The sequence below is a fragment of the Arthrobacter sp. QXT-31 genome (assembly GCF_001969265.1).
Taxonomy (GTDB): domain Bacteria; phylum Actinomycetota; class Actinomycetes; order Actinomycetales; family Micrococcaceae; genus Arthrobacter.
In genome coordinates, this window is the sequence record NZ_CP019304.1 from 2,280,657 (window position 1) to 2,303,112 (window position 22,456).

Genomic DNA, 22,456 nt, shown 5'->3' on the forward strand with positions numbered 1-22,456 from the left:
TCAGCCTGTCGGAGCCACGTCCCCGTTAAGGAACCAGGTACCCGTTAAAGCAAAAGGCCCCGGCCGTTTCCGACCGGGACCTTCCTCATGGTGGAGGCACGGGGACTCGAACCCCGAACCCCCTGCTTGCAAAGCAGGTGCGCTACCAATTGCGCCATGCCCCCATAAGAAGCAACCCGTCCATCATACCCTAGTCGCAGAGGCTGTCTGGCCAGTCTCCGCACCGGGGATCCGGGCTATTCAACCTTGTCGGTTGATTCGCTCCAGACTGTTTTCCGGGCTTCGGATTCCTGCACCTTTTTCTTGTAGAAGAGAGCGCCTGCGACCGCCGCTGCAATGACCAGCAACTTCTTCACATGCACCCCGTTCCGGCATGATTCCTGGGAACCTTGCCTGACTTCGACTTGAACCTGTGCAGGTTCCGTGGGCGTACCAGGACTTGAACCTGGGACCTCTTCGTTATCAGCGAAGCGCTCTAACCGCCTGAGCTATACGCCCCGATGCCTCATCGGGCCGAGACATGACTCTACAGCACATCCCGGCCCGATCTCAAATCGAGGCACTCCAGCGGGGTTTTTCCGCGGAATTACAGGGTTTAATCGTCCGTCAGGGTCACGCCGATGCCGCCAACAAGGGTTGCCGAGATGTTGTACAGCACCGCCGACAGCATGGACAGTGCTGTGAGAAGTACCACATTCACGACGGCGATAATGGTGGCGAACGATGCGACCTGTCCGAGCGACGCGACCTTCTTCAGTTCGAAGCCGCCGCCCTCGGAACCGGCGAGGGTTCCGAGCAGGCTGTCCACCTGGTCAAAGATGCCCGTCAGGTCCAGAACCGTCCACAGCACGATGGCAGCCACCACCGTGACGATGCCCAGCGCGACCGAGAGCAGGAACGCCATTTTCAGGACGGACCAGGGGTCAACCTTGCTGACCAGGAGCCGGGCGCGGCGCACCTTGGCCTTGGGGGCCGGCTTAACCAGTCCCGGTGCACCCGGTGCAGTCTGGGCGCCCTGCGGGCGCTGTCCGGGGGCTGCAGGACGCTGGGCAGGTGCCGCCGGCCGCTGGCCCTGGGGACGCTGGCCTGCCGGCGCACCCTGCGGGCGCTGTCCTGAGGGTGCGGGACGCTGCCCCGGAAGGCCCGACGGCGCGGTCGGGCTCTGCTGGGGGCGCACCGGGGCATTCACCCGGGGAGCGGCTGCCGGCTGACGCATCCCGCCGGGAGCATTACTGTTCGGCTTGGGATATGAGTCGGAATTGCTCACTCGTTACCTCCGGTGTTGTCTTCGTTCGCCCCAGCATCGCCGGACGTTCCTTCTGCTTCATCGGCCAGTTCTGAACCCGCCTCTGCGGCTTCCTCGTCTGGTCCGGCATCTTCAGCCAACGTTACGTCATCAGCGGCGATAGCCAAGATTTCTGACGCAGTGGGTTCACCGGAGTGGTCGGCTTCGGACTCCCGCTCCGCGCTGGCCTCAACTTCCGCTTCGAGGCCCCGCTCGGTGTTGCGGGCCACCTCGATGATGCGGTCGTTCTTGTCGGGCTTCGCAAAGATGACGCCCATCGTGTCGCGGCCCTTGGCAGGGACGCCCGCCACGGACGAACGGACCACCTTGCCGCCGCCCATGACCACGAGGACCTCGTCTTCTTCCTGGACCACGAGGGCACCCACGAGGTCGCCGCGTTCCTCGGCGAGCTTGGCAACCTTGATGCCCAGGCCGCCGCGGCCCTGGAGCCGGTATTCCTCGACGGCGGTGCGCTTGGCGTAGCCGCCTTCGGTCACCACAAAAACGTAGGATCCCTCGGCCACCACGTTCATGGCGAGCAGTTCGTCGTCTTCACGGAACTTCATGCCCGTCACGCCGGATGTGGCCCGGCCCATGGGGCGGAGCGCGTCATCGGTGGCGGTGAAGCGGATCGACTGGCCCTTGCGGGACACCAGCATCAGGTCATCCGTCTCGGAGACCAGCTGCGCGGAAACCAGTTCGTCCTCGTCCCGGAGGTTGATGGCAATGACGCCGGCGGACCGGTTGGTGTCGTAGTCCTCCAGCCGGGTCTTCTTGACCAGGCCGCGCTTGGTGGCCAGCACGAGGTACGGCGCCTGCTGGTAGTCGGTCAGGTCCAGAACCTGGGCGATGTGCTCATCCGGCTGGAAGGCCAGGAGGTTCGCCACATGCTGGCCCTTGGTGTCGCGGCCGCCCTCTGCGAGTTCGTAGGCCTTGGCCCGGTACACGCGCCCGAAGTTGGTGAAGAAGAGCAGCCAGTGGTGCGTGGTGGTGACGAAGAAGTGTTCCACGACGTCGTCGCCGCGGAGCTGGGCACCCTTGATGCCCTTGCCGCCGCGCTGCTGCGAGCGGTAGTTGTCGCTCCGCGTGCGCTTGACGTAGCCGCCGCGGGTGATGGTGACCACCACTTCCTCTTCGGGAATGAGGTCTTCCATGGACATGTCGCCGTCGTAGCCCATCAGGATCTGCGTCCGGCGGTCGTCCCCGTGCTTGGCCACGATCTCGGCGAGTTCCTCGCTGATGATCGAACGCTGGCGTTCCTCCGAGCCGAGGATCGCGTTGTACTCAGCGATCATGGCCTCGAGCTCGGCGTGGCGGTCCTGGATCTTCTGGCGTTCCAGGGCTGCGAGCCGGCGGAGCTGCATGTCCAGGATGGCGCGGGCCTGGATCTCGTCGATGTCCAGCAGCTCCATCAGCCCGTCACGTGCTGCCTCCGTGGTGCTGGAAGCGCGGATCAGGGCGATGACCTCGTCCAGCATGTCCAGGGCCTTCAGGAGCGCACGCAGGATATGCGCTTCTTCCTCGGCCTTGCGCAGGCGGTACCGGGTGCGCCGGGCGATGACATCCAACTGGTGCGTGACCCAGTGCCGGATGAAGGCATCGAGACTGAGAGTACGCGGCACTCCGTCCACGATCGCCAGCATGTTCGCGCCGAAGTTCTCCTGCAGCTGGGTGTGCTTGTAGAGGTTGTTCAGCACCACCTTGGCGACGGCGTCCCGCTTCAGGACGATGACCAGGCGCTGGCCGGTACGGCCGGAGGTCTCATCGCGAAGGTCGGCGATGCCCTGGACCTTCCCGTCCTTGACCAGTTCGGCGATCTTGATGGCCAGGTTGTCCGGATTCGCCTGGTAAGGCAGCTCGGTGACGACGAGGCAGGTCCTGCCCTGCAGTTCCTCGACGTTGACCACGGCGCGCATGGTGATGGAACCGCGGCCGGTGCGGTAAGCGTCCTCGATGCCCTTGTGGCCCAGGATGGTGGCGCCGGTGGGGAAATCCGGTCCCTTGATGCGCTTCAGCAGTTCTTCCAGGAGCTGCTCGCGGCTGGCACCCGGGTTGGCCAGATACCACTGGACGCCGTCGGCCACCTCGCGGAGGTTGTGCGGCGGAATGTTGGTTGCCATGCCGACGGCGATGCCGGAGGACCCGTTGACCAGCAGGTTGGGGAACCGCGCCGGAAGAATGGTGGGTTCCTGGTTCTTGCCGTCGTAGTTGTCCTGGAAGTCGACGGTCTCCTCGTCGATGTCACGGACCATTTCCATGGCAAGCGGCGCCATCTTGGTTTCCGTGTATCGCGGGGCGGCGGCGCCGTCGTTGCCGGGCGAGCCGAAGTTGCCCTGGCCCAGCGCCAGCGGGTACCGCATGGTCCAGTCCTGGATCAGGCGCACCAGCGCATCGTAGATCGCCGTGTCACCGTGCGGGTGGTACTGGCCCATGACCTCTCCCACCACACGGGCGCACTTATTGAAAGCACGGTCCGGGCGGTAGCCGCCGTCGAACATCGCGTACAATACGCGGCGGTGGACGGGCTTGAGTCCGTCGCGGACGTCCGGGAGGGCACGGCCGACGATGACGGCCATGGCGTAGTCGAGGTAGGAGCGCTGCATCTCCGTTTGGAGGTCCACCTGCTCGACGCGGTCGATCAGCAGATCGCCCTCCAGTACCGGCTCCGTGGCGTCCGGAGACTCGGCCGGGACCTCGGGTGTTTCGTCACTCATAGTCTGTAAATTCCGTTTCAGGTATATGTCGGTTCTGGAATATCAGGCGTGAAAACCGCTAGATATCGAGGAACCTGACGTCCTTGGCGTTCTGCTGGATGAAGTTGCGGCGCGATTCGACGTCTTCGCCCATCAGCACGGCGAAGATCTGGTCGGCGGCTGCTGCGTCCTCCATGGTCACCTGCAGGAGGGTGCGGCGGTCCGGGTCCATGGTGGTGTCCCAGAGCTCCGTGTAGTCCATCTCGCCCAGGCCCTTGTAGCGCTGGATGCCGTTTTCCTTCGGAATGCGGCGGCCTGCTGCCTGGCCGGAAACCAGGACCGCGTCACGCTCACGGTCGCTGAACACATAGTCGTGCGGAGCGTTGGACCACTTGATCCGGTACAGCGGCGGCTGTGCCAGATACACGTAGCCGTTCTCGATCAGCGGGCGCATGTAGCGGAACAGCAGGGTCATCAGCAGCGTGGTGATGTGCTGGCCGTCCACGTCGGCATCAGCCATCAGCACGATCTTGTGGTACCGCAGTTTGCTGAGGTCGAAGTCCTCGCCGATGCCTGTGCCAAACGCGGTAATCATGGACTGGACCTCGTTGTTGCCCAGCGCCTTGTCCAGGCGCGCCCGTTCCACATTGAGGATCTTGCCGCGCAGCGGCAGGATGGCCTGCGTTTCCGGATTGCGTCCGCGCTTGGCCGATCCGCCTGCCGAGTCACCCTCCACCAGGTAGACCTCGCACTTCGAGGGATCCTTCGAGGAGCAGTCGGAGAGCTTGCCGGGCATGCCGAAGGACTCCAGGGGGCTCTTCCGGCGGGCATTGTCGCGGGCCTTGCGGGCAGCCATGCGTGCCTGGGCCGCGGAAATCGCCTTGCGGATCACGTCCCTGGCCGGGCCGGGGTTGCGTTCCAGCCAGTCGCCCAGCTGGTCGGTCACCACCCGCTGGACAAAGCCCTTGACCTCGGAGTTGCCCAGCTTGGTCTTGGTCTGGCCCTCGAACTGCGGTTCGGACAGCTTCACGGAGATAACGGCTGTCAGGCCTTCACGGATGTCGTCACCCGTGAGGTTCTCTTCCTTTTCCTTGATGATGCTCTTCTCCCGCGCATAGCGGTTGATGAGCGAGGTCATCGCGGCGCGGAAGCCCTCTTCGTGGGTGCCGCCTTCGTGGGTGTTGATGGTGTTCGCGTAAGTGTGGACGCTTTCGGAGTAGGCCGTGGTCCACTGCAGTGCCATCTCGACGGCGATGTGCCGCTCGGTGTCCTCGGTTTCGAAGGCGATGACGTCCTCGTGGACCACGTCCACCTTCTTGCTCGAGTTCAGGTGCTTGACGTAGTCGAGCAGGCCCTCGTTGTACTGGTAGACCACGGTGCGGTGCTCGGCGAGGACCTCGCCCTCGGTCAGCACGCCGTCCAGGTCAAGGTCGCCGGCTTCGTCGGTGCCGGCAGCCGCCTGGCGCTCGTCGGTCAGGGTGATGCGCAGGCCCTTGTTGAGGAAGGCCATCTGCTGGAAGCGGGCGCGGAGCGTCTCGAAGTCGAATTCCACGGATTCGAAGATGCTCGGATCCGGGTAGAAGGTCTGGGTTGTTCCCGTGTCGGCGGTTTCCTCGCCCTGGACCAGCGCGCCCTGGGGCTTGCCGCCGTCGGCAAAGGACATCCGCCAGACGTGGCCCTGCCTGCGGACCTCGGTATTCACCCGGGTGGAGAGCGCGTTGACCACGGAGATGCCCACACCGTGGAGGCCGCCGGACACGGCGTAGCCGCCGCCGCCGAACTTGCCGCCGGCGTGCAGGATGGTCATGACAACCTCGACCGTGGGCTTGCCCTCGGTGGGGTGGATGTCCACGGGGATGCCTCGGCCGTCGTCCGATACCTTTACGCCGCCGTCGGCCTGCAGCACAATCTCGATGTGGGTGCAGTAACCGGCCAGGGCCTCGTCAACGGAGTTGTCCACCACTTCGTACACCAGGTGGTGCAGGCCGCGCAGTCCGGTGGAGCCGATGTACATGCCGGGCCGTTTCCGTACCGCCTCGAGGCCCTCAAGTACGGTAATGTCGCTGGCGCCGTACTCCCGGGGTGTGGCAGTCTCAGCCGGGTCGCCGGTGTTCCGGGCGTCCTCCGTTGCGGGCTCCACTGCCTCGATGTCTGCATTGTCGTTAGCCACAGGCGCTTTCGACTCCTCTATGTTCGATGATGGCCGGCCTCCGCCCTTTGCCGAAGCAAAAGGCATCCGCCAAAAGGCACGTCACTGGCGGCACCTGCTACCCGGTTGACCGCGGAACCGCTCCCGCGCAGAAAAAAGCGCGGGAAAACGGACTCAGTCAACGTTTCACCGGCGCCCAGTTATCTAGGGGAATTCTATCGTGAAACGTGGGTGATTCCCGCATTGGCGGGGCGTGGGCGCAGCGCAATGTGCCTCTGGCTGGCCATTGGCCCCGCCTGCAAGGCCCCAGCGGTCCCCGTTTTGGACTCCTATACGGCCGACGGCGGTTTGAGCGCCCTGCACGCCGTTTCCGCTTCGGTCACGGAAGGCGCAACCGGCGGTGCTATCCGTACGTGTCCCGGGGCCCCCGCCCGTTGACGGAACGGCCGCCCTTGCGCCAGTTCGGTGCGGCCGGGCCGAGCACCTGGATGCTGGTGACCACCCCGTCGCCGAGTTCGGTGCGGAACTTCTCGAGCAGGCTCATGCTGAGCAGCCGGAGCTGGGTGGCCCAGGCCGTGGAGTCGCACCGCACATGGAGGGTGGTGTCGGTAAAGCTTTCCGGCGTGCAGTGGGCAGCGATTTCCGGTCCCACCAGGGCCGGCCACTCTGCCATGACCGAGCCCACGGCCACCGGCGAGGTCCAGCCTCGCTCGGCGACCAGCCGGCCGACGACTTTGCCCAGCCCAAGGGGGTCGCGGCCCGTGGAGTGGAACTGGCTGAAGCCACGCGTTCCCTGTGCTGCGGTGCGGGGTTTTTGGTTGGCGCCTGTCGGCGCTGCTTTGCGGCGGACTTCACCGCGGGCGGCCGCCGCCTCCCGCATCCTGTTGAGCGCCGCCTGGGCAGCATCGATTTCGTCGGGATCCCGGCCCGGCTGCAGGCCGCCGTCCTTATCCCTGTTCATCGATTCCTCCCGGGATGACCTTCACCCGCCGGCCCGCCAGCTCGTCAGGAATATCGGCGTCGACGGCGGCTGTCACCAGGACCTGCTCGGCGCCGGCAACTATTGCGGCCAGTTTACGCCGCCGCTGGACATCGAGTTCGGCGAAAACGTCGTCCAGGATAAGGATCGGTGCGGAGCCGCCGGTGCGGGCGTCGTCGAGCATGACGTAGTAGGACGCCAGCCGGAGGGACAGGCACATGGACCAGGTTTCGCCGTGGGAGGCATAGCCCTTGGCCGGGGCCTGCCCAAGCACGAGGTCCAGTTCATCCCGGTGCGGGCCAACCAGTGAGATCCCCCGTTCGAGTTCCCTGCGGCGGGACGCCGCGAAGGCCTGGATATAGCGTTCGGCGAGCTCATCAACGGACAGCAAGCGGAGGTCCTCCGCGGAATTTCCCGGCGCCGAGGGTGATGTGGAAGCGCTGGCCGGCTCGCCGTCGTCGTCCATCATGTTCTGCAGGGTTGAGCGGTAGACCGCGTCCGCGGCCTTCGAACCGTCAGTGAGCTGGGCATACGCACTGTTCAGGTGCGGCCGGAGCCGCTCAACGAGTTCAAGCCTGGCGTGGAGCAGCTCAGCACCGGCGCGCGCCATGTGCTGGTCCCAGACATCGAGGGTGGCTTCATGGCCGGCGGTGAATTTGCCGGCGCGTGCCGACTTCAGCAGTGCGTTGCGCTGTTTGAGTACGCGCTCGTAGTCGCTGCGGGTTGCGGCATGCCGGGGAACCAGGCTCACCAGGAGCTCGTCCAGGAACCGGCGGCGGTTCGACGGATCGCCCTTGACCAGGGCCAGGTCCTCCGGAGCGAACAGGACGGTGTGGCAGATGCCCAGCAGGTCGCGCGCACGGACGGGGTTGCTGCGGTTGATGCGTCCGCGGTTGGCCCGGCCACCGTTGATTTCCAGCTCCAGGATGGTGGACTGTTCGCCGCGTACCAGCTTTGCCCGGATCAGCGCCCGTTCGGTTCCGAAGCGGAGCAAAGGGCCGTCGGTGCTGACCCGGTGCGAGCTGAGCGTGGCCAGGTAGCCGATGGCCTCCATCAGGTTGGTCTTGCCGATTCCGTTGGAGCCGACCAGGACCGTGACGCCCGGTTCAAACCGGAGATCCACCTGGGCGTAGCTGCGGAAATCGGTCAGGGACAGGTGTTCTAGGTACACGCGGTGTTCAAAGCCCCCAGCGGGATCACTTGGCCGGACGGGTGGCGTGCCCGCCGAACTGGTGCCGGAGGGCGGACACCATCTTCATCGCGGGGGAGCTGTCCTCGCGGGACTCAAAGCGGGCGAACAGCGCGGCCGTGATCGCCGGTGCGGGAATGGCGTTGGCAATGGCTTCTTCCACAGTCCACCTGCCTTCGCCCGAGTCCTCGACGTAGTCGTCGATGTTCTGCAGTCCCGGATCCTCTTCCAGTGCCTTGACCAGCAGGTCGAGCAGCCAGGACCGGACCACCGTGCCTTTTTGCCAGGCGCGGAACGTGCCGGGAAGATCGCTGATGATGTCCTTGGAAGCGAGGAGCTGGTAGCCCTCGGCGTAGGCCTGCATCAGGCCGTACTCGATGCCGTTGTGCACCATCTTGGCGTAGTGGCCTGCGCCCACCCCGCCCACGTGGACGAAGCTGTCCTCGCGGTCGCCTTCGGGACGGAGTGCGTCAAAGACGGGAAGCGCGCGTTCGATGTCCGCGGGGTCGCCTCCGGCCATGAGGCCGTAGCCGTTCTGCAGGCCCCAGACTCCGCCGGAGACGCCGCAGTCGGCGAAGCGGATTCCCTTTTCGGCCAGAACTGCGGCGTGCTTCTGGTCCTCGGTGAAGCGGGAGTTTCCGCCATCGATCACCATGTCGCCCGGCTGCAGCTTTGTACCGAGCTCGGTGATGACGGCGTCGGTGATTTCTCCGGCCGGAACCATGACCCAGATGAGGCGTGGCGCAGGAAGGGCGGCGATGAGCTCATCCGTGGAGGCCACATCGGTAACCTCCGGGTTGCGGTCGAAGCCGGTGACCTCGATCCCGCCGTTGCGCAGCCGTTCGCGCATGTTGAAACCCATTTTTCCAAGGCCGATCAGTCCGATATGCATGGTGGAACTCTTTCCTGCGAGGGTGGCGGTTTGGGCCCACGCCGCCAGGGTTCCCTGGCCGAGCTTGCGAGGCGAGGGTGGCGGTGGGGATTAGTTGGGCAGGCGCACCGGCATGACGAGGTAGCGGTAGTCGTCCTGGTCTTCGCCGTCGACGTCGTTCTGCGCGGTAATCATGGCAGGCTTCGGTGCAGTGGTGAAGGAGAAGCGCACAAACTTGGTTTCAATCACGCTGAGGCCTTCAACCAGGTAGTGCGGGTTGAACGCAACCGTGATGTCATCGCCGGAGAGCTGGGCCTCGAGCTCTTCGGAGGCCTGGGCGTCCTCGCCGGTGCCGGCGTCGAGGTGCAGTTGGCCCTGGGTGAACGCGAGCCGGACCGGGGTGTTGCGTTCCGCCACCAGGGAGACACGGCGGACGGCTTCCACAAGTTCCTGGGTCTGCACGGTGGCGTGAATCGGGGTGGAATCCGGGAACAGCGAGCGGATCTTGGGGTAGTCGCCGTCGACCAGCAGTGATGTGGTGGTGCGGCCGCCGCTTTCGAAGCCGATCAGCCGGCTTTCGTCGTCGGCGATGGCCAGGTTGATGTCACCGCTGCCGCCCAAAGTTTTGGCAACTTCGTTGAGTGTCTTGGCCTTGACCAGGGCACTGGTGGAGATCCCGGGGGTGACCGGCTTCCACGGAACTTCCCGCATGGCGAGCCGGTATCGGTCAGTGGCCAGGAGGGTGATGAGGTCGTCCTCGATTTCCATCCGCACACCGGTGAGGATGGGAAGGGTGTCGTCCTTGCTGGCCGCGATGATCACCTGGGACACAGCCTGGGCAAATGCATCGCCGGCGACAGTTCCGGTGATGGTGGGCAGCGCAGGCAGCGGCGGATACTCGGCCTCGGGCATGGTGGCGAGGTGGAAGCTGCTTCGGCGGCAGGTGAGGGTCACTTTGTTGCCGTCGGTTTCGATGTCCACCGGTGCTGAGGGCAGGCTGCGGCAAATGTCGGCCAGGAGCCGGCCTGAGACCAGAATGGTGCCTTCGTCCCGGATGTCGGCGGGAATCTCAAGCCTTGCTGAGGTCTCGTAGTCAAAGCTGGACAGGCTGACGGTCCCGGATTCGGCCTTGAGAAGGAGGCCGGAGAGCACCGGTACGGGCGGCCGCGGAGACAACGACCGGGCTGTCCATGTGACGGCTTCTGCCAGGACGTCCCGTTCGACTCTGAACTTCACGGAAGGGTGCCGCCTTTCATTGCTGCTGCCATTTTCTGAACGGGAGCTCGCCAAGAGCCCACAGGACGTTGTCCCCCGGGTCCCGGAACCTGCATGGTCCGCGCATGGCCGACCGCAAACAGACCCAGGGATGGGAGCGCTGCAGACAGCTTAGCCGGAACAACAAGGATTTCCCCATCCCCACCGGTGATGCCGGCTCTGCCGGCGGTCAGGTTGCCGGTGCTTGGAGCGGTGCGGTGGATGTCCGGGAACGAGGTTGTTGTTTGAGGGATTTCAATTTTTTGGGATTAGTAGTGTTAATAACTGCTGTGGAAACTGTGGATAACCCCGGTTTCCGGCTCGGATCCGCGGTTAAGCCCTGTTCATGGGCTGTGGGTTCGGCCTGTTTTAAACAGGCTGTGGATGGGGACAAAATTTTTGGCCTGTTTCGGTGATCCACAGACGGCTTAAGGGTTTTAAGCCCATTAACTGCGGTTGTCCCCTTAACTGTCCACAGGGTTATCCACACGCGCCTGTTAATAAGGTTAAGAACCTTGGATCAGGAGTCGCGCTGCTGCTGCTTTATCCGGTTGGTGAGCTCGGTGACCTGGTTGTAAATCACACGACGTTCCGCCATGAGTTCACGGATCTTGCGGTCTGCGTGGATCACGGTGGTGTGGTCGCGGCCGCCGAGTTCCTGGCCGATCTTGGGAAGCGACATGTCCGTCAGCTCACGGCAGAGGTACATGGCGATCTGCCGGGCGGTCACCAGCGTGCGGGTCCGGGACTTGCTGCAGAGCTCCTCCATGCTGAGCTTGAAGTAGTCCGCGGTCTGCTGCAGGATCTGGCTCGACGTGATTTCCTGGGCGCCGTCGTCGGTGATGAGGTCCTTGAGCACCATCTCCGCGAGGGCCACGTCCACCGGCTGGCGGTTGAGGCTGGCGAACGCGGTGACGCGGATGAGCGCGCCTTCGAGTTCGCGGATGTTGCTGGCGATCTTGGAAGCGATGTACTCCAGTGCGTCGTCCGGGGCGGAGAGCCCTTCGCTGAGGGCCTTCTTCCGGAGGATGGCGATGCGGGTTTCCAGTTCGGGCGGCTGGATGTCCGTCAGCAGGCCCCACTCGAAGCGCGACTTCATCCGGTCCTCGAAGCCTGCCAGCAGCTTGGGCGGCTGGTCCGAGGTGATGACCACCTGCTTGTTGTTGTTGTGCAGCGAGTTGAACGTGTGGAAGAACTCCTCCAGGGTCCGGTCCTTGCCGGCCAGGAACTGGATGTCGTCGATCAGCAGGACATCCACGTTGCGGTACGTCGTTTTGAAGCTGGCGCCTTCGTCGTCGCGGATCGAGTTGATGAAGTCGTTGGTGAATTCCTCGGAGTTGACGTACCGGACGCGGATGCCGCTGTAGAGGCGCCTGGCGTAGTGGCCGATGGCGTGCAGCAGGTGGGTTTTGCCAAGACCTGAGTCGCCGTAGATGAACAGCGGGTTGTAGGCCTTCGCGGGGGCTTCTGCCACAGCGACGGCTGCGGCATGGGCGAACCGGTTGGATGAGCCGATCACGAAGGTATCGAAAACGTACTTGGGATTGAGCCGGCCGAATTCATGCGAGGTGCTCGGCAGCATGGGCTGCGGCTTCTGCTCGATGGACGGGTCGTTGGCGAGGGAAAGCTCGACGGCGGGTTCGGGCTCCTCATGGATGGGCACCAGATCCGTGTCGACGTCGATCGCGCAGCGGATGTCGTCCGAGAAGACATTGCGGAGCGCATCGTCGAGGGCGTCCTTGACCTGGGTCTGCAGCACTTCCCGGGTCAGCTCGTTGGGGACAGCTACCAGAAGGGTGGAACCGATGAGGCCCTGGGCCTGCGCGAGGATGACAAAGCCGCGTTGACGGGGCGAAACGCGATCGTCCTGTTCGAGAAGGTTCACCACGCGCCGCCAGGAACTTCCGACAGTGTTGGCGTGGTTGGCTTCGTCTACTGTCATCAAATTTGGTTCCTCAAAGCTTGCTGCCTGCATTACATGCAGCCGCAAGCCTGGAACCAGGGTGCTGGCCCGGCTTAATCCACAGGGTTATGCACAGTCCGTGGATAATCGGCTACTGAGACACTCTAGGGGATGAAAAGCCTAGAAGATAGCTGGGAAGTGCCTTGTGGATAATTACACCGTTGTGGTTCGAAAACGGCGGTTGTGAGCCGCTTCATCCACAGGTTCTGCGCCTTGTTAGCCACAGCTGGGGAAACACGCCGGGCGGCCTGCTGGTTTGACTACCGACGGCGCTTTGCCCTACCGTTGTGGAGTCCTTTGTGCCTGCTTTCTGACCCCATTTTGGAGTTCCGGACACTTCGTGTGCCCGGCAAATCCGGGGGAAGCATGCACATACAAAACTTAGCGTCGGCCAGTTCTTCCCCTTACTGATCGGGTGGGCGCACCTTTGATCCACTGGAGTAACTAACGTGAGCAAGCGGACTTTTCAGCCGAATAACCGCCGTCGGGCCAAGAAGCACGGCTTCCGCCTTCGTATGCGCACCCGTGCCGGCCGCGCCATCCTGGCCGCCCGCCGTGGCAAGGGCCGCACCGAACTGTCGGCGTAAATACTGACTTGTCGGTTTTCTTCCTTCTGCGAGATTAGCGGTGCTTGCCACCCGGAACCGCCTGAGGACTTCTACCGATTTTTCAACAACTGTACGTTCCGGCGTCCGCAATGGACGCCGGAACGTAGTGTTATATACGGCAACTATTGGACCCGATGAGCCCAGCCGCATCGGCTTCATCGTTTCCAAAGCTGTCGGGAACGCTGTTGCGAGGAACCTCGTTAAGAGGAGACTTAGAGAAGCCGGCGCTGTCTCGCTGCGCGAGTACGGCACCGGATTCGCTATTGTGGTGCGTGCTTTGCCCGCTTCCGCAACAGCCAGCTGGGATGAACTCCTGGCGGACTACAACGCCGCCTTGGAAAACACCATGAGGCGGCTGGCTGGCCGCCTTCCGGCGGTGACCGGAAAACGGCCGGCTGGAACGCAAACGGACGCAACGACACAGGAAGGGACACAGCGTGCTTGACCCGACTGCCGCCGTCGTCCGTTCCTTCAAGTCCGCAGCAGCGGCCGTGGGCAGCTTCATCTGGAACCTGCCCCGCAACATCCTTATTCTTCTGCTCCTGGCGTATCGCAAGGTGGTTTCGCCCTTGTACGGCCAGGTCTGCCGCTTCTTTCCCTCGTGCTCGGCCTATGCGCTTGAAGCAGTTACCGTCCACGGCGCTGTCAAGGGCAGCTGGCTGGCGGCCCGGCGCCTGGCGCGCTGCCACCCGTGGAACGCCGGCGGCGTGGACCATGTCCCCGCCGGCCACCGGGAATGGCCTGAAAACCAGACCCCAAGAATTGTTGTGCTGAATAACCCGGACAAGTACCTGGCTGCTCAGACTGATGGAGAAGGCCGCGCTGCGGCCTGACGAATAGGGATATCGTATGGACTTCTTTGAAACAATCATGTTTCCGTTCAAATGGCTTGTGTCCATCATCATGGTGGGCTTCCATGAGGGCCTGAGTGCCATTGGCATGCCTGAGGCCTCCGGCTGGACCTGGACGCTGTCCATCATTGGTCTGGTGCTGGTCATCCGGGCGGCCCTCATTCCCGTCTTCGTCAAGCAGATCAAGGCACAGCGCGGCATGCAGCTGCTGCAGCCTGACCTGAAGAAGCTCCAGGACAAGTACAAGGGCAAGACCGACCAGCTGTCCCGCCAGGCCATGGCGCAGGAACAGATGGCGATGTACAAGAAGCACGGCACCAACCCGTTCTCGGCCTGCCTGCCCATGCTGATCCAGATGCCGTTCTTCTTCGCACTCTTTACCGTTCTTTCCGGTATCAGCACCGCTCGCGACAAGGGTGAGGGCATCGGTGCGCTGAGCCACCAGCAGGTCACCCAGTTCGACGAATCCACCATCTTCGGGGCCACGCTGTCCGCATCCCTGCTGCACGGCGGCGAAGGCAACCTTACGGCTGTATGGATCCTCTCGATCATCATGATCCTGGCCATGACGGCCTCGCAGTTCATCACGCAGAAGCAGATCATGGCGAAGAACATGTCCGAAGAGGCCATGGCCAGCCCGTTCATGCGCCAGCAGAAGATGATGCTGTACATCCTGCCCATCGTCTTCGGTGTGGGCGGCATCAACTTCCCCATCGGTGTCCTGATCTACTGGACCACCACCAACCTGTGGACCATGGGCCAGCAGTTCTTTGTCATCCGCCGCATGCCGACGCCGGGATCGCCGGCCGCCAAGGCCCTCGCCGAGCGCCGTGCCGCCAAGGGCCTTCCGGCCCTTCCCGTCCTGGGAGGCAAGAAGGCCGACGCCGAAGCGGAAGCAGCTGCCGCCGCTGCGGTTGCGCAGGCCCGGACGCAGCGCATCCAGCCACAACGTAAGAACAGGAAGAAGAAGTAATGTCTGTTGAGAGCTCTGAACACGCACTTTCCGCTGACCCCGGCGAAGACCAGGATTCTGTTGCCGGTACCGTGAATGCGGGCAAGGGCACGTCGGCAAGCCGCCTGGAAGAGGAAGGCGATGTAGCCGCCGACTACCTTGAGGAACTGCTCGACATCGCCGACATCGACGGCGACATTGACATTGAGGTCCGCAACGGACGCACCTACATCTCTATTGTGACCGAGGAAGAGTCCGCCGGGCTTGAGAGCCTCGTGGGGCGCGACGGCGAGGTACTGGAGGCCCTTCAGGAACTCACCCGCCTGTCCGTTCTGTCCGCGACTGAGAACCGCTCCCGGCTGGTGCTCGACATCAACGGCTACCGGAAGGAGCGCGCGGGCCACCTGCAGAAGATCGCCGAGGACGCTGTCGCTACCGTCAAGGAGACCGGTGAGGCCGTCGCACTGGAGCCCATGAGCGCCTACGAGCGGAAGATCGTTCACGACGCCGTCGCCGACCTCGGTTTCGTCAGCGAGTCTGAGGGCGAGGGTGCAGGCCGGCACATCGTCGTTTCGGCCGACTGAACCGTTGGCTGACCTACTGATGGTTGAGATCACGGCAGCGGAGCGCCAGGCGGCGGAGAAGATTTTCGGCGACCGCCTGGACCTTGCTGAACGGTACGTAGAACACCTGGCGACGTCCGGGACCGAGCGCGGACTCATCGGTCCGCGGGAGATCCCGAGGCTCTGGGGACGGCATGTCCTGAACTGCGCGGTCATCGAAAGTGAGATCCCGCAGGGCAGCCACGTGGCCGACGTCGGAAGCGGAGCCGGCCTGCCGGGCCTTTGCCTGGCCATTGCACGCCCCGACCTCGAACTGACCCTCATCGAGCCCCTGGAACGCCGGGTGATCTGGCTGCAGGAAGTGGTTGACGATCTCGGTCTGAGCAACGTCACCATCATGCGCACGCGAGCCGAACTCGCCGTCGGCATGGTCACAGCCGACGTCGTGACCGCCCGGGCCGTGTCCGCGCTGAGCAATCTTGCCGGCCTGACCATTCCACTGCTCGGCGGCGAGGGTGAAGTTGTTGCCATCAAGGGCCGCAGCGCCGCCGAGGAGATCGAGAAGGCCGCCAAGGTCATCCGCAAGCTTGGCGGCGTGGAGACCTCGGTTGTCACCGTTGGCCAGAACCTGCTCGAGGAACCCACCACTGTGGTTCGGATCGTAGTTAAGAAGACCCAAAAGAGCGCCTAGCCCCGCAAGGTGCCGCGGGTCCTTAGGGTGTAGCGGTTAGGCTAGAGAACGGCAGTGAAAGCCGAACGAGAGTGAGTGTGTCCCAGTGACGAGTAGCGAAACCTCCACGCAGCGGATTCCCCCGTTCGTGTCCCTGGGGTCGGCGCGTTCCTTCGGCGTATCGCCGGTCGCTACGACGGTAAGTCAACTTAACCCGGTTGCTGGAACCAGCACTCCGAAGGTTTCACGTGAAACCGCAGGTCGCGGCAATGTCCTGGACACGCTGGATGACTCCAGCCCCATCGCCCGCGAACTCGCCCATGAGAACCGTCGGCGTGAGCGGCTGCTGGGCCGCAACCTGCCGAAACCGGAGAAGACACGGATCTTCACGGTTTCAAACCAAAAGGGTGGCGTGGGGAAAACCACTACCACCGTCAACATCGCTGCCGCGCTTGCCGCAGCCGGCCTGAACGTCCTGGTCATCGACATTGACCCGCAGGGCAACGCCTCCACTGCTCTCGGCATCGAACACCACGCCGACGTCGACAGCATCTATGACGTCCTGATCAACGACGTGGCACTCGAGGATGTGGTGGCACAGTGCCCGGACATCAGCAACCTCATTTGCGCCCCGGCCACCATCCACCTGGCCGGCGCCGAGATCGAACTGGTTTCGCTCGTGGCGCGCGAGCAGCGTCTCCGCCGTGCCATCGACGTCTACGCCAAAGCCCGGGCGAAGAAGGGCGAACAGCGGCTGGACTACATCTTCATTGACTGCCCGCCCAGCCTGGGACTGCTGACCGTCAATGCCTTCTGTGCAGCCGGCGAGGTGCTTATTCCCATCCAGTGCGAGTACTACGCCCTCGAGGGATTGAGCCAGCTGCTGAAGAACATTGAGATGATCCAGAAGCACCTCAATGCTGAACTGGAAGTTTCGACGATTCTCCTGACCATGTACGACGGGCGCACCAACCTGGCCGCCCAGGTCGCAGCTGAAGTCCGGCAGCACTTCCCGAACCAGGTCCTTGACGCTGTCGTACCCCGCTCCGTGCGGATCTCCGAAGCGCCGAGCTACCAGCAGACGGTCATGACCTACGACCCATCCTCCAGCGGCGCGTTGTCCTACCTGGAAGCCGCAGCGGAAATCGCTGAGCGTTAGAATTTTCCAAACACTGCAACAGCCGGAGCCCGGCATAGCCGGGCTCTTCCGATGGAGGGAATCATCCATGAGCGATAAGCGACGCGGGCTCGGTCGCGGTCTTGGCGCACTCATTCCAAGTTCCGCTTCCGCAGGCGCTTCGGGTAACGGAGCAGCTCCGTCGCGCCCTGTGGATCTCTTCTTCCCGGAGGCGCGGAAGACAGCTGAACCCATTCCGGCCGCTGAGCCGGACAAGTCCGTTCTCGGCGATGTGCCCGCTGCCCGGTCCGGCCGTAAGGCTTCGGCCGAGGTTCCTGCCGAAGCTCGTCCGGAGGCAGACGGCGCGTCAGATGGCGTGAAGTCATCCTCCGCCAAGTCCACGGCCAGCAAGTCCCAGGCTTCCAAGGCTGGCCCTGCCAAGCTCGCGGCTGCGGATGCTGAGAACGCCGACGTCGATCTTCCGGACACATCCGGTCCGGCTGAGCCCGCGACTGATGGTGCTTCTGGCGATTCAGCTGCCGCCGGACATAAGGCAGGGTCAGCTGCTGTCTTGGACAATGACGTCGATCTCGTCGAGGTCCCGGGTGTCCGTTTTGCTGAGATTCCGGTTACGGACATCCATCCGAACCGTAAACAGCCGCGTACCGTCTTCGATGAGGACGACATGGCAGAGCTCGTGCACTCGGTCCGCGAAATAGGCGTCCTCCAGCCAATTGTGGTACGTACTTCCACCGAAAAAGGTGGAGAACCATATGAACTTGTGATGGGCGAGCGTCGGTGGCGTGCAGTACAGGCAGCCGGACTCTCCACGATCCCGGCGATTGTCCGTGACACCACCGATGACGACCTGCTCCGCGACGCACTTCTCGAGAACCTCCACCGCAGCCAGCTCAATCCGCTCGAAGAAGCTGCGGCGTATCAGCAGCTGCTCGAGGACTTTGGTACTACGCACGAGCAGCTGGCAGATCGTATCGGCCGCTCCCGCCCTCAGGTGTCCAACACACTCCGCCTGTTGAAGCTGCCTCCGCTGGTGCAGCGCCGGGTCGCCGCCAACGTACTTTCGGCTGGCCACGCCCGCGCGCTTCTCTCGCTCCCCGATGCGGCGTCCATGGAGCGACTGGCCCAGAAGATTGTGGCTGAGGGCATGTCTGTTCGTGCCACGGAGGAAGCGGTCACGTTGCACCGTGAGCCGGCGACGCCGGCGAAGAACAACATTCCCCGTCCGGGGGCGCGTCACGAACGGCTGGACTACCTGGCCTCCTCGCTCTCGGACAGGCTCGACACGAACGTGAAGATCTCGCTGGGTGCACGCAAGGGACGCGTAAGCATCGAATTTGCCAGCGTCGAGGACTTGAACCGCATCATGGATGTCCTCGCGCCAGGTTCAGACAACTAAACCATAATTTAAAGAAGGGCCCGTTCCGTCGAACGGGCCCTTTTCGGTTTGTATGGGAATCCGCTGCTTTTGCGTCGCTGCGCTTCTTCAGAGATGAGGCTGTCCATTAGCCCGTGGCAGATACAGGTGCCCAGTGTGGGGCCGATGGGGCTTGTGTGGCCATCGGCTCCAGCCCATACCGGGCCTCCTGTCGTCCTAAAGGTTTTGTTGTACGTCTGCTGGCCACAGCTGCCGTGACAAGGCACGGGAGCTGGCAGCGCCCCCTCGAACATCCAGGCGAATGAGGAGTCTTGCTTTCGAATCTTTTCCGTGAACTGAGAATTTCGGGTGATGCCGGTTCTTTGCAACGGCCTTGTATTGGGGCGGGACATCCTTTCGGTCTTAGGCCGCGTCCTGGGTTGAGGTCTCTGCGGTCTGCACTTCTCCTAGCTGTGCGCGCAGTCAGGGGCCCTTCGGCGACCTGCTTCTATGCTCTGGCTACTTGTGAACCTATGGGAGATACGGGACGAGCATTGCTGGTCCTTCCGGTGCGCTGGGTGATGCTCGACTAGGCAACGGGCTTCCCCAATGCGTGTTTCACGTGAAACGATCGCCCCTACAGGCCCGCTGCGGCCTTGACTACCAGCGAAGCTCTGCTTTCCCGTTAGATGGAAGAATTGAAGTCCTGAACCCGGAACCACTGAAACCTTCGACTTGGTTTTTGCTTCGACTTGGTTTTTGCTGTGTTGGTGCCTGAGCGTCGAAGCAGGTTCGCGGTGCGCGCGTCTGCCTCATCAGGGACCGGACGCGCGGGCATGACTGCTCTTCTTCGTGGCCTGTTGCCAAGATTCATGCTGGTGATTTGCCGTTGGCTTGTTTTAGTCGCCTGCTTCTTGGGACATTTGGGAATCAAACCGGAGGGCCAATGAGGTGCTGTCCTACTGGCTCTGCGTAGGCTGCCCTGTTTCGTCAGATATAGTTCTCGCGGGCAAGCGCAGGCGCGTTTCACGTGAAACGTCTTCGCTGACTGCTGTTGGTTCGTGCGCGCGGATAGGCGGGGCAGTCGCAGTTTCACGTGAAACCTAGGGGCCGAACCGGCTGTGGCCAACGCTGCCGGCCTAGGCTGACGGTGCAGGTCCAAAGCCACCCGCCCGTCTGCTAGAAGCAATCTAAAGTTCCTGTGTCCTGCGCCCTAGTCAACCTACTGGATCTTGTTGGAGGACCCCACAGCTGACGGATCAGCGCAATGAGCAAATGCGATCAAAGCGCCCGTTTGTGCCACGACGACGCCGTATGGGGGCAGGGTGCGCAATGTCGCACTACGCGGGTGCGCGGATATTCCCCCGTTCGTGAAAGTGGTCGCCAGTGCCTATCGTTGCGTGGGCCATTGAAGATACAGAACTAGTGCGCCAGGCGCTCCGAGCCCAGACGACGTAGCGGTTCTGGGATGATTCTGATCCTCCCTGTTGAGCACGCGGCCTGCTGTGCGATGGGGTGAAATCTTCTAGATAGCGGAATCTGGCACCTTTAGCCGTACGGCCCCCGTAGAGGTCTCACGGTGTGTACGGCTGCTCAGAATCTCCAGGTGCATCATCGCCACTCTGGACAAAACATTAGGACGATGTCGATGGGGCGGGAATAGAGATCCCTTGTTGCGCGGAGCCCCAAAAGAACCAAAACCGAACCAGCGGGAGTAACCAGCGTCCGGAGACACGGTTTCACGTGAAACCGTGTCTCTGCCAGTGGTGAGGTGCCAGCGACACCAACTGGACCTTCGGCGGGGGCGATCGAGTGACGACGCAATGCTGCTCGTCATTCGCGCCGACTCCTGGCAAGCCTCTGTGCGGCCCTCCCAGTGGCCGATGGAACCGCGCACGACTAGGAGGTACTAATCTAAAGAACGGAAAGAGTCGGAAAGTTCACGGAAGGTTCTGGGCTCAGCGATAGCCGAGATGACTCCGATGTTATGGGGCCCTTCCGGAACATTGCGGGGCGCTCAAGGCTATTTTGTCCCCTAGCACTAGCCGCTTAGGGAAGACGACTCCCTCGTTGGAGTGCAACTCACCTTCGCCGTCTATCGCTACTACAAGTGGAGGGCCGGGAAGTTGTGTGTCAGGACTCCGGCGCCTGTGGACGATGGTCGGTGGTAGGACAATTTAGGATGGCCGCTGCCGGTGCTATCCGTTTTCCAGCGTAGAGGTTGCCGGTCTTTAGGACCTTCTTGACTCTGCGCTGCTTTTCGTGTCCCTGACCAGCGTCAGCTTAGGGAACGCCCCAGCCGACGCTCGTCCCCTTCGGGGCTCTTAGTTTCACGTGAAACGCGGAGCGACTCCCCGCCTTGGGTATCCGCGGGCGTACCGTCCCCAGGGCGCGGAGGCGGTAGCATGAGCTTTCCCCGCAGGCAGCCGAGTGGCCGCTCCCCTGGTCTCGGCGCCTTCGTCGCAGCTCCCATGTTCTCGGCGGTACTCGTGCCTCGGTAGGGTCCCCGGCAGTATCACCATTACACGTAAGTCGGCAGTGCAATCACGTCTTCGCTGGTACAGGCGCATCAACGTGCACGTACAGTGCACCCCTTGGAGGATCTGCATTTATTACTGACTTCCTTCCCCAACCGCAGGAAATATGCACCGCATTTCTTCCCTCTGTCGATGTGGCTGCACTGAACACTCCTTGCTAGCCCGGAGTAGGAGAGGGGGCAAGCTATCGCATTATCGATCGGGAAAGCGCTGTGCGTTTACCCCTTGGTAGCTGCAAGCTCGCCTGCTGGGGGTGTTGAAAGGGCCCAAGTTCGCCTGCTGGTGATGTTGAAAAGGCAGTGGATAACCCTGTGGATAACTCTGTGGGTAAACATGGGGATATCCGGCTCTTGTTGCCTCGTGAGTCCGACCGGGATGGGACCGTGGTGGCCCGAGCGAGAAGAGGCCGCTGCCGACAGCAGCTTCCTGTTTCACGTGAAACTACGCGGCCTACGGGGAGCCGCGACTTTTGCGCTCTTAAGACGTGGGAAGGACGCGTAAAATCTAGCCTTTGCGGTTAAACGCAGGTGACTTTAAGCACAGAGTGTGCGACCCTCGGCGCGCCTCCCCGGGTGCAAAGTCGGAGGCGCAGTTTCGCTCCTGGCGCTAGGAAAGACGGGGCCACACATATTTCTGTCTGAGACGTAGTCCACAGAGTCCCCAAGGCCTTGCTTAGCCTGTGGATAACGCTGTGGATTCACTTGTGGATAAGACTGTGAATAATCTCATGCCGACGCTTGGGAAAAAACTGAACGAGGGCGGCGTCTGCCAGCACCAGCCGCTCTACAGGCGCTTTAGTCGAATGCGAGAAGGTCCAATCTACGCGGTACAGCCACGCACCTTGCCTCGAGCAGAGGTGCGCGGGAGTGGATTAGCGGTCCAGAGTAGCTTCGGTCGGCATTGTTCGTGACACCCACTCCCCAAGGAAAAGGCGGTTTGTGATTTTCGAAGCGCCAGCCAGGTCGCACAGAAATCTTCTTACTCGGTGCATGGGACAAGCACGCCATCCGGATGAGCAGCATGCTGGCCAGTTCGGTGTTTCACTGATTAGCCCTCGAGAGTGCAGCTGGTTGTTGCGCTGGCCCTCGGTTGCCTCCCCGCGGTCCAGGGGACGTTAGGGTGTAGGGATTCAGATGCAGGAGCGTCGGCGCTTATGGATGATGGGGTCGATCGTCGGCGCTCGGCAATCTATTGTTCAGAATGCCCATGAGTCCCGGGGGTGCCCGTGGGGCGAACGTTCGATGTCAGCAAAGCACGCGCCGGCCACGAGAACTGCTACCTGTCCCCCCGTGGTGCACAGCGAGATGCGGGAGCCGCGGTCGCTGAATGACCTTCCCAGCGTCCGCGGTAGGCTGCCTTGTTCGGAGGGACTTATCACGTGTCAACGGGTGACCCCTGCT

General features: G+C 62.8%; 17 protein-coding genes and 2 tRNA genes. 8 read left to right on the forward strand and 11 right to left on the reverse strand.

Going from position 1 to position 22,456, the window contains the following annotated elements; genetic code table 11:
- Window positions 1-88: 88 nt before the first annotated feature.
- The 11 genes from BWQ92_RS10325 to dnaA all read right to left on the reverse strand — a co-directional run bounded on the left by BWQ92_RS10325 (window position 89) and on the right by dnaA (window position 12,362).
- Window positions 89-164 (reverse strand) — tRNA-Ala (locus tag BWQ92_RS10325).
- Between the two features lie 72 nt (window positions 165-236).
- Window positions 237-356, reverse strand: coding sequence for a DLW-39 family protein (locus BWQ92_RS23965; protein ID WP_216359080.1), 120 nt, complete (start codon window positions 354-356; stop codon window positions 237-239).
- Window positions 357-424: 68 nt separating this feature from the next.
- Window positions 425-498, reverse strand: a tRNA-Ile gene (locus BWQ92_RS10330).
- Window positions 499-595: 97 nt separating this feature from the next.
- Entirely contained in the window at window positions 596-1,267 is a 672-nt protein-coding gene (locus tag BWQ92_RS10335) for a DUF3566 domain-containing protein (RefSeq protein WP_076799430.1), read from the reverse strand.
- Window positions 1,264-3,999: a DNA gyrase subunit A gene (gene gyrA, locus BWQ92_RS10340; RefSeq protein WP_140416402.1), complete on the reverse strand. Its 2,736-nt coding sequence runs from the start codon at window positions 3,997-3,999 to the stop codon at window positions 1,264-1,266. Before gyrA ends, BWQ92_RS10335 begins: the two co-directional genes overlap by 4 nt.
- Window positions 4,000-4,057: 58 nt before the next feature.
- Entirely contained in the window at window positions 4,058-6,148 is a 2,091-nt protein-coding gene (gene gyrB / locus BWQ92_RS10345; RefSeq protein WP_076799431.1) for a DNA topoisomerase (ATP-hydrolyzing) subunit B, read from the reverse strand.
- 382 nt (window positions 6,149-6,530) lie between these two features.
- Window positions 6,531-7,088: a DUF721 domain-containing protein gene (locus BWQ92_RS10350; RefSeq protein ID WP_076799432.1), complete on the reverse strand. Its 558-nt coding sequence runs from the start codon at window positions 7,086-7,088 to the stop codon at window positions 6,531-6,533.
- On the reverse strand, window positions 7,075-8,277 hold the full coding sequence (gene recF / locus BWQ92_RS10355; protein WP_076799433.1) for a DNA replication/repair protein RecF: 1,203 nt from the start codon (window positions 8,275-8,277) through the stop codon (window positions 7,075-7,077). The genes BWQ92_RS10350 and recF overlap by 14 nt, the downstream gene beginning before the upstream one ends.
- A gap of 25 nt (window positions 8,278-8,302) precedes the next feature.
- Complete coding sequence (gene gnd / locus BWQ92_RS10360; RefSeq protein ID WP_076799434.1) at window positions 8,303-9,187, reverse strand: phosphogluconate dehydrogenase (NAD(+)-dependent, decarboxylating); 885 nt, start codon at window positions 9,185-9,187, stop codon at window positions 8,303-8,305.
- 90 nt (window positions 9,188-9,277) lie between these two features.
- Window positions 9,278-10,402 (reverse strand): DNA polymerase III subunit beta, encoded by a 1,125-nt coding sequence (dnaN, locus tag BWQ92_RS10365; protein WP_076799435.1) that lies wholly within the window; start codon window positions 10,400-10,402, stop codon window positions 9,278-9,280.
- Window positions 10,403-10,940: 538 nt separating this feature from the next.
- Window positions 10,941-12,362: a chromosomal replication initiator protein DnaA gene (dnaA, locus tag BWQ92_RS10370; protein WP_076799436.1), complete on the reverse strand. Its 1,422-nt coding sequence runs from the start codon at window positions 12,360-12,362 to the stop codon at window positions 10,941-10,943.
- A 470-nt stretch (window positions 12,363-12,832) separates the two neighbouring features.
- Between dnaA and rpmH the strand changes: the two genes are divergently transcribed.
- From rpmH to BWQ92_RS10410, 8 genes are all read left to right on the forward strand, one after another.
- On the forward strand, window positions 12,833-12,970 hold the full coding sequence (rpmH, locus tag BWQ92_RS10375) for a 50S ribosomal protein L34 (protein WP_003800212.1): 138 nt from the start codon (window positions 12,833-12,835) through the stop codon (window positions 12,968-12,970).
- Between the two features lie 40 nt (window positions 12,971-13,010).
- Complete coding sequence (gene rnpA / locus BWQ92_RS10380; protein WP_076799437.1) at window positions 13,011-13,436, forward strand: ribonuclease P protein component; 426 nt, start codon at window positions 13,011-13,013, stop codon at window positions 13,434-13,436.
- On the forward strand, window positions 13,429-13,824 hold the full coding sequence (gene yidD / locus BWQ92_RS10385; protein ID WP_172411632.1) for a membrane protein insertion efficiency factor YidD: 396 nt from the start codon (window positions 13,429-13,431) through the stop codon (window positions 13,822-13,824). Before rnpA ends, yidD begins: the two co-directional genes overlap by 8 nt.
- A 16-nt stretch (window positions 13,825-13,840) precedes the next feature.
- Window positions 13,841-14,815, forward strand: a complete 975-nt coding sequence (gene yidC, locus BWQ92_RS10390) for a membrane protein insertase YidC (protein ID WP_076799439.1) — start codon at window positions 13,841-13,843, stop codon at window positions 14,813-14,815.
- Window positions 14,815-15,378 (forward strand): Jag family protein, encoded by a 564-nt coding sequence (locus BWQ92_RS10395; protein ID WP_076799440.1) that lies wholly within the window; start codon window positions 14,815-14,817, stop codon window positions 15,376-15,378. Before yidC ends, BWQ92_RS10395 begins: the two co-directional genes overlap by 1 nt.
- Window positions 15,379-15,397: 19 nt before the next feature.
- Window positions 15,398-16,048: a 16S rRNA (guanine(527)-N(7))-methyltransferase RsmG gene (gene rsmG / locus BWQ92_RS10400; protein WP_076799441.1), complete on the forward strand. Its 651-nt coding sequence runs from the start codon at window positions 15,398-15,400 to the stop codon at window positions 16,046-16,048.
- An 85-nt stretch (window positions 16,049-16,133) separates the two neighbouring features.
- Window positions 16,134-17,186, forward strand: coding sequence for a ParA family protein (locus BWQ92_RS10405; protein WP_076799442.1), 1,053 nt, complete (start codon window positions 16,134-16,136; stop codon window positions 17,184-17,186).
- 67 nt (window positions 17,187-17,253) lie between these two features.
- Window positions 17,254-18,561, forward strand: a complete 1,308-nt coding sequence (locus BWQ92_RS10410) for a ParB/RepB/Spo0J family partition protein (protein ID WP_076799443.1) — start codon at window positions 17,254-17,256, stop codon at window positions 18,559-18,561.
- Window positions 18,562-22,456 lie beyond the last annotated feature (3,895 nt).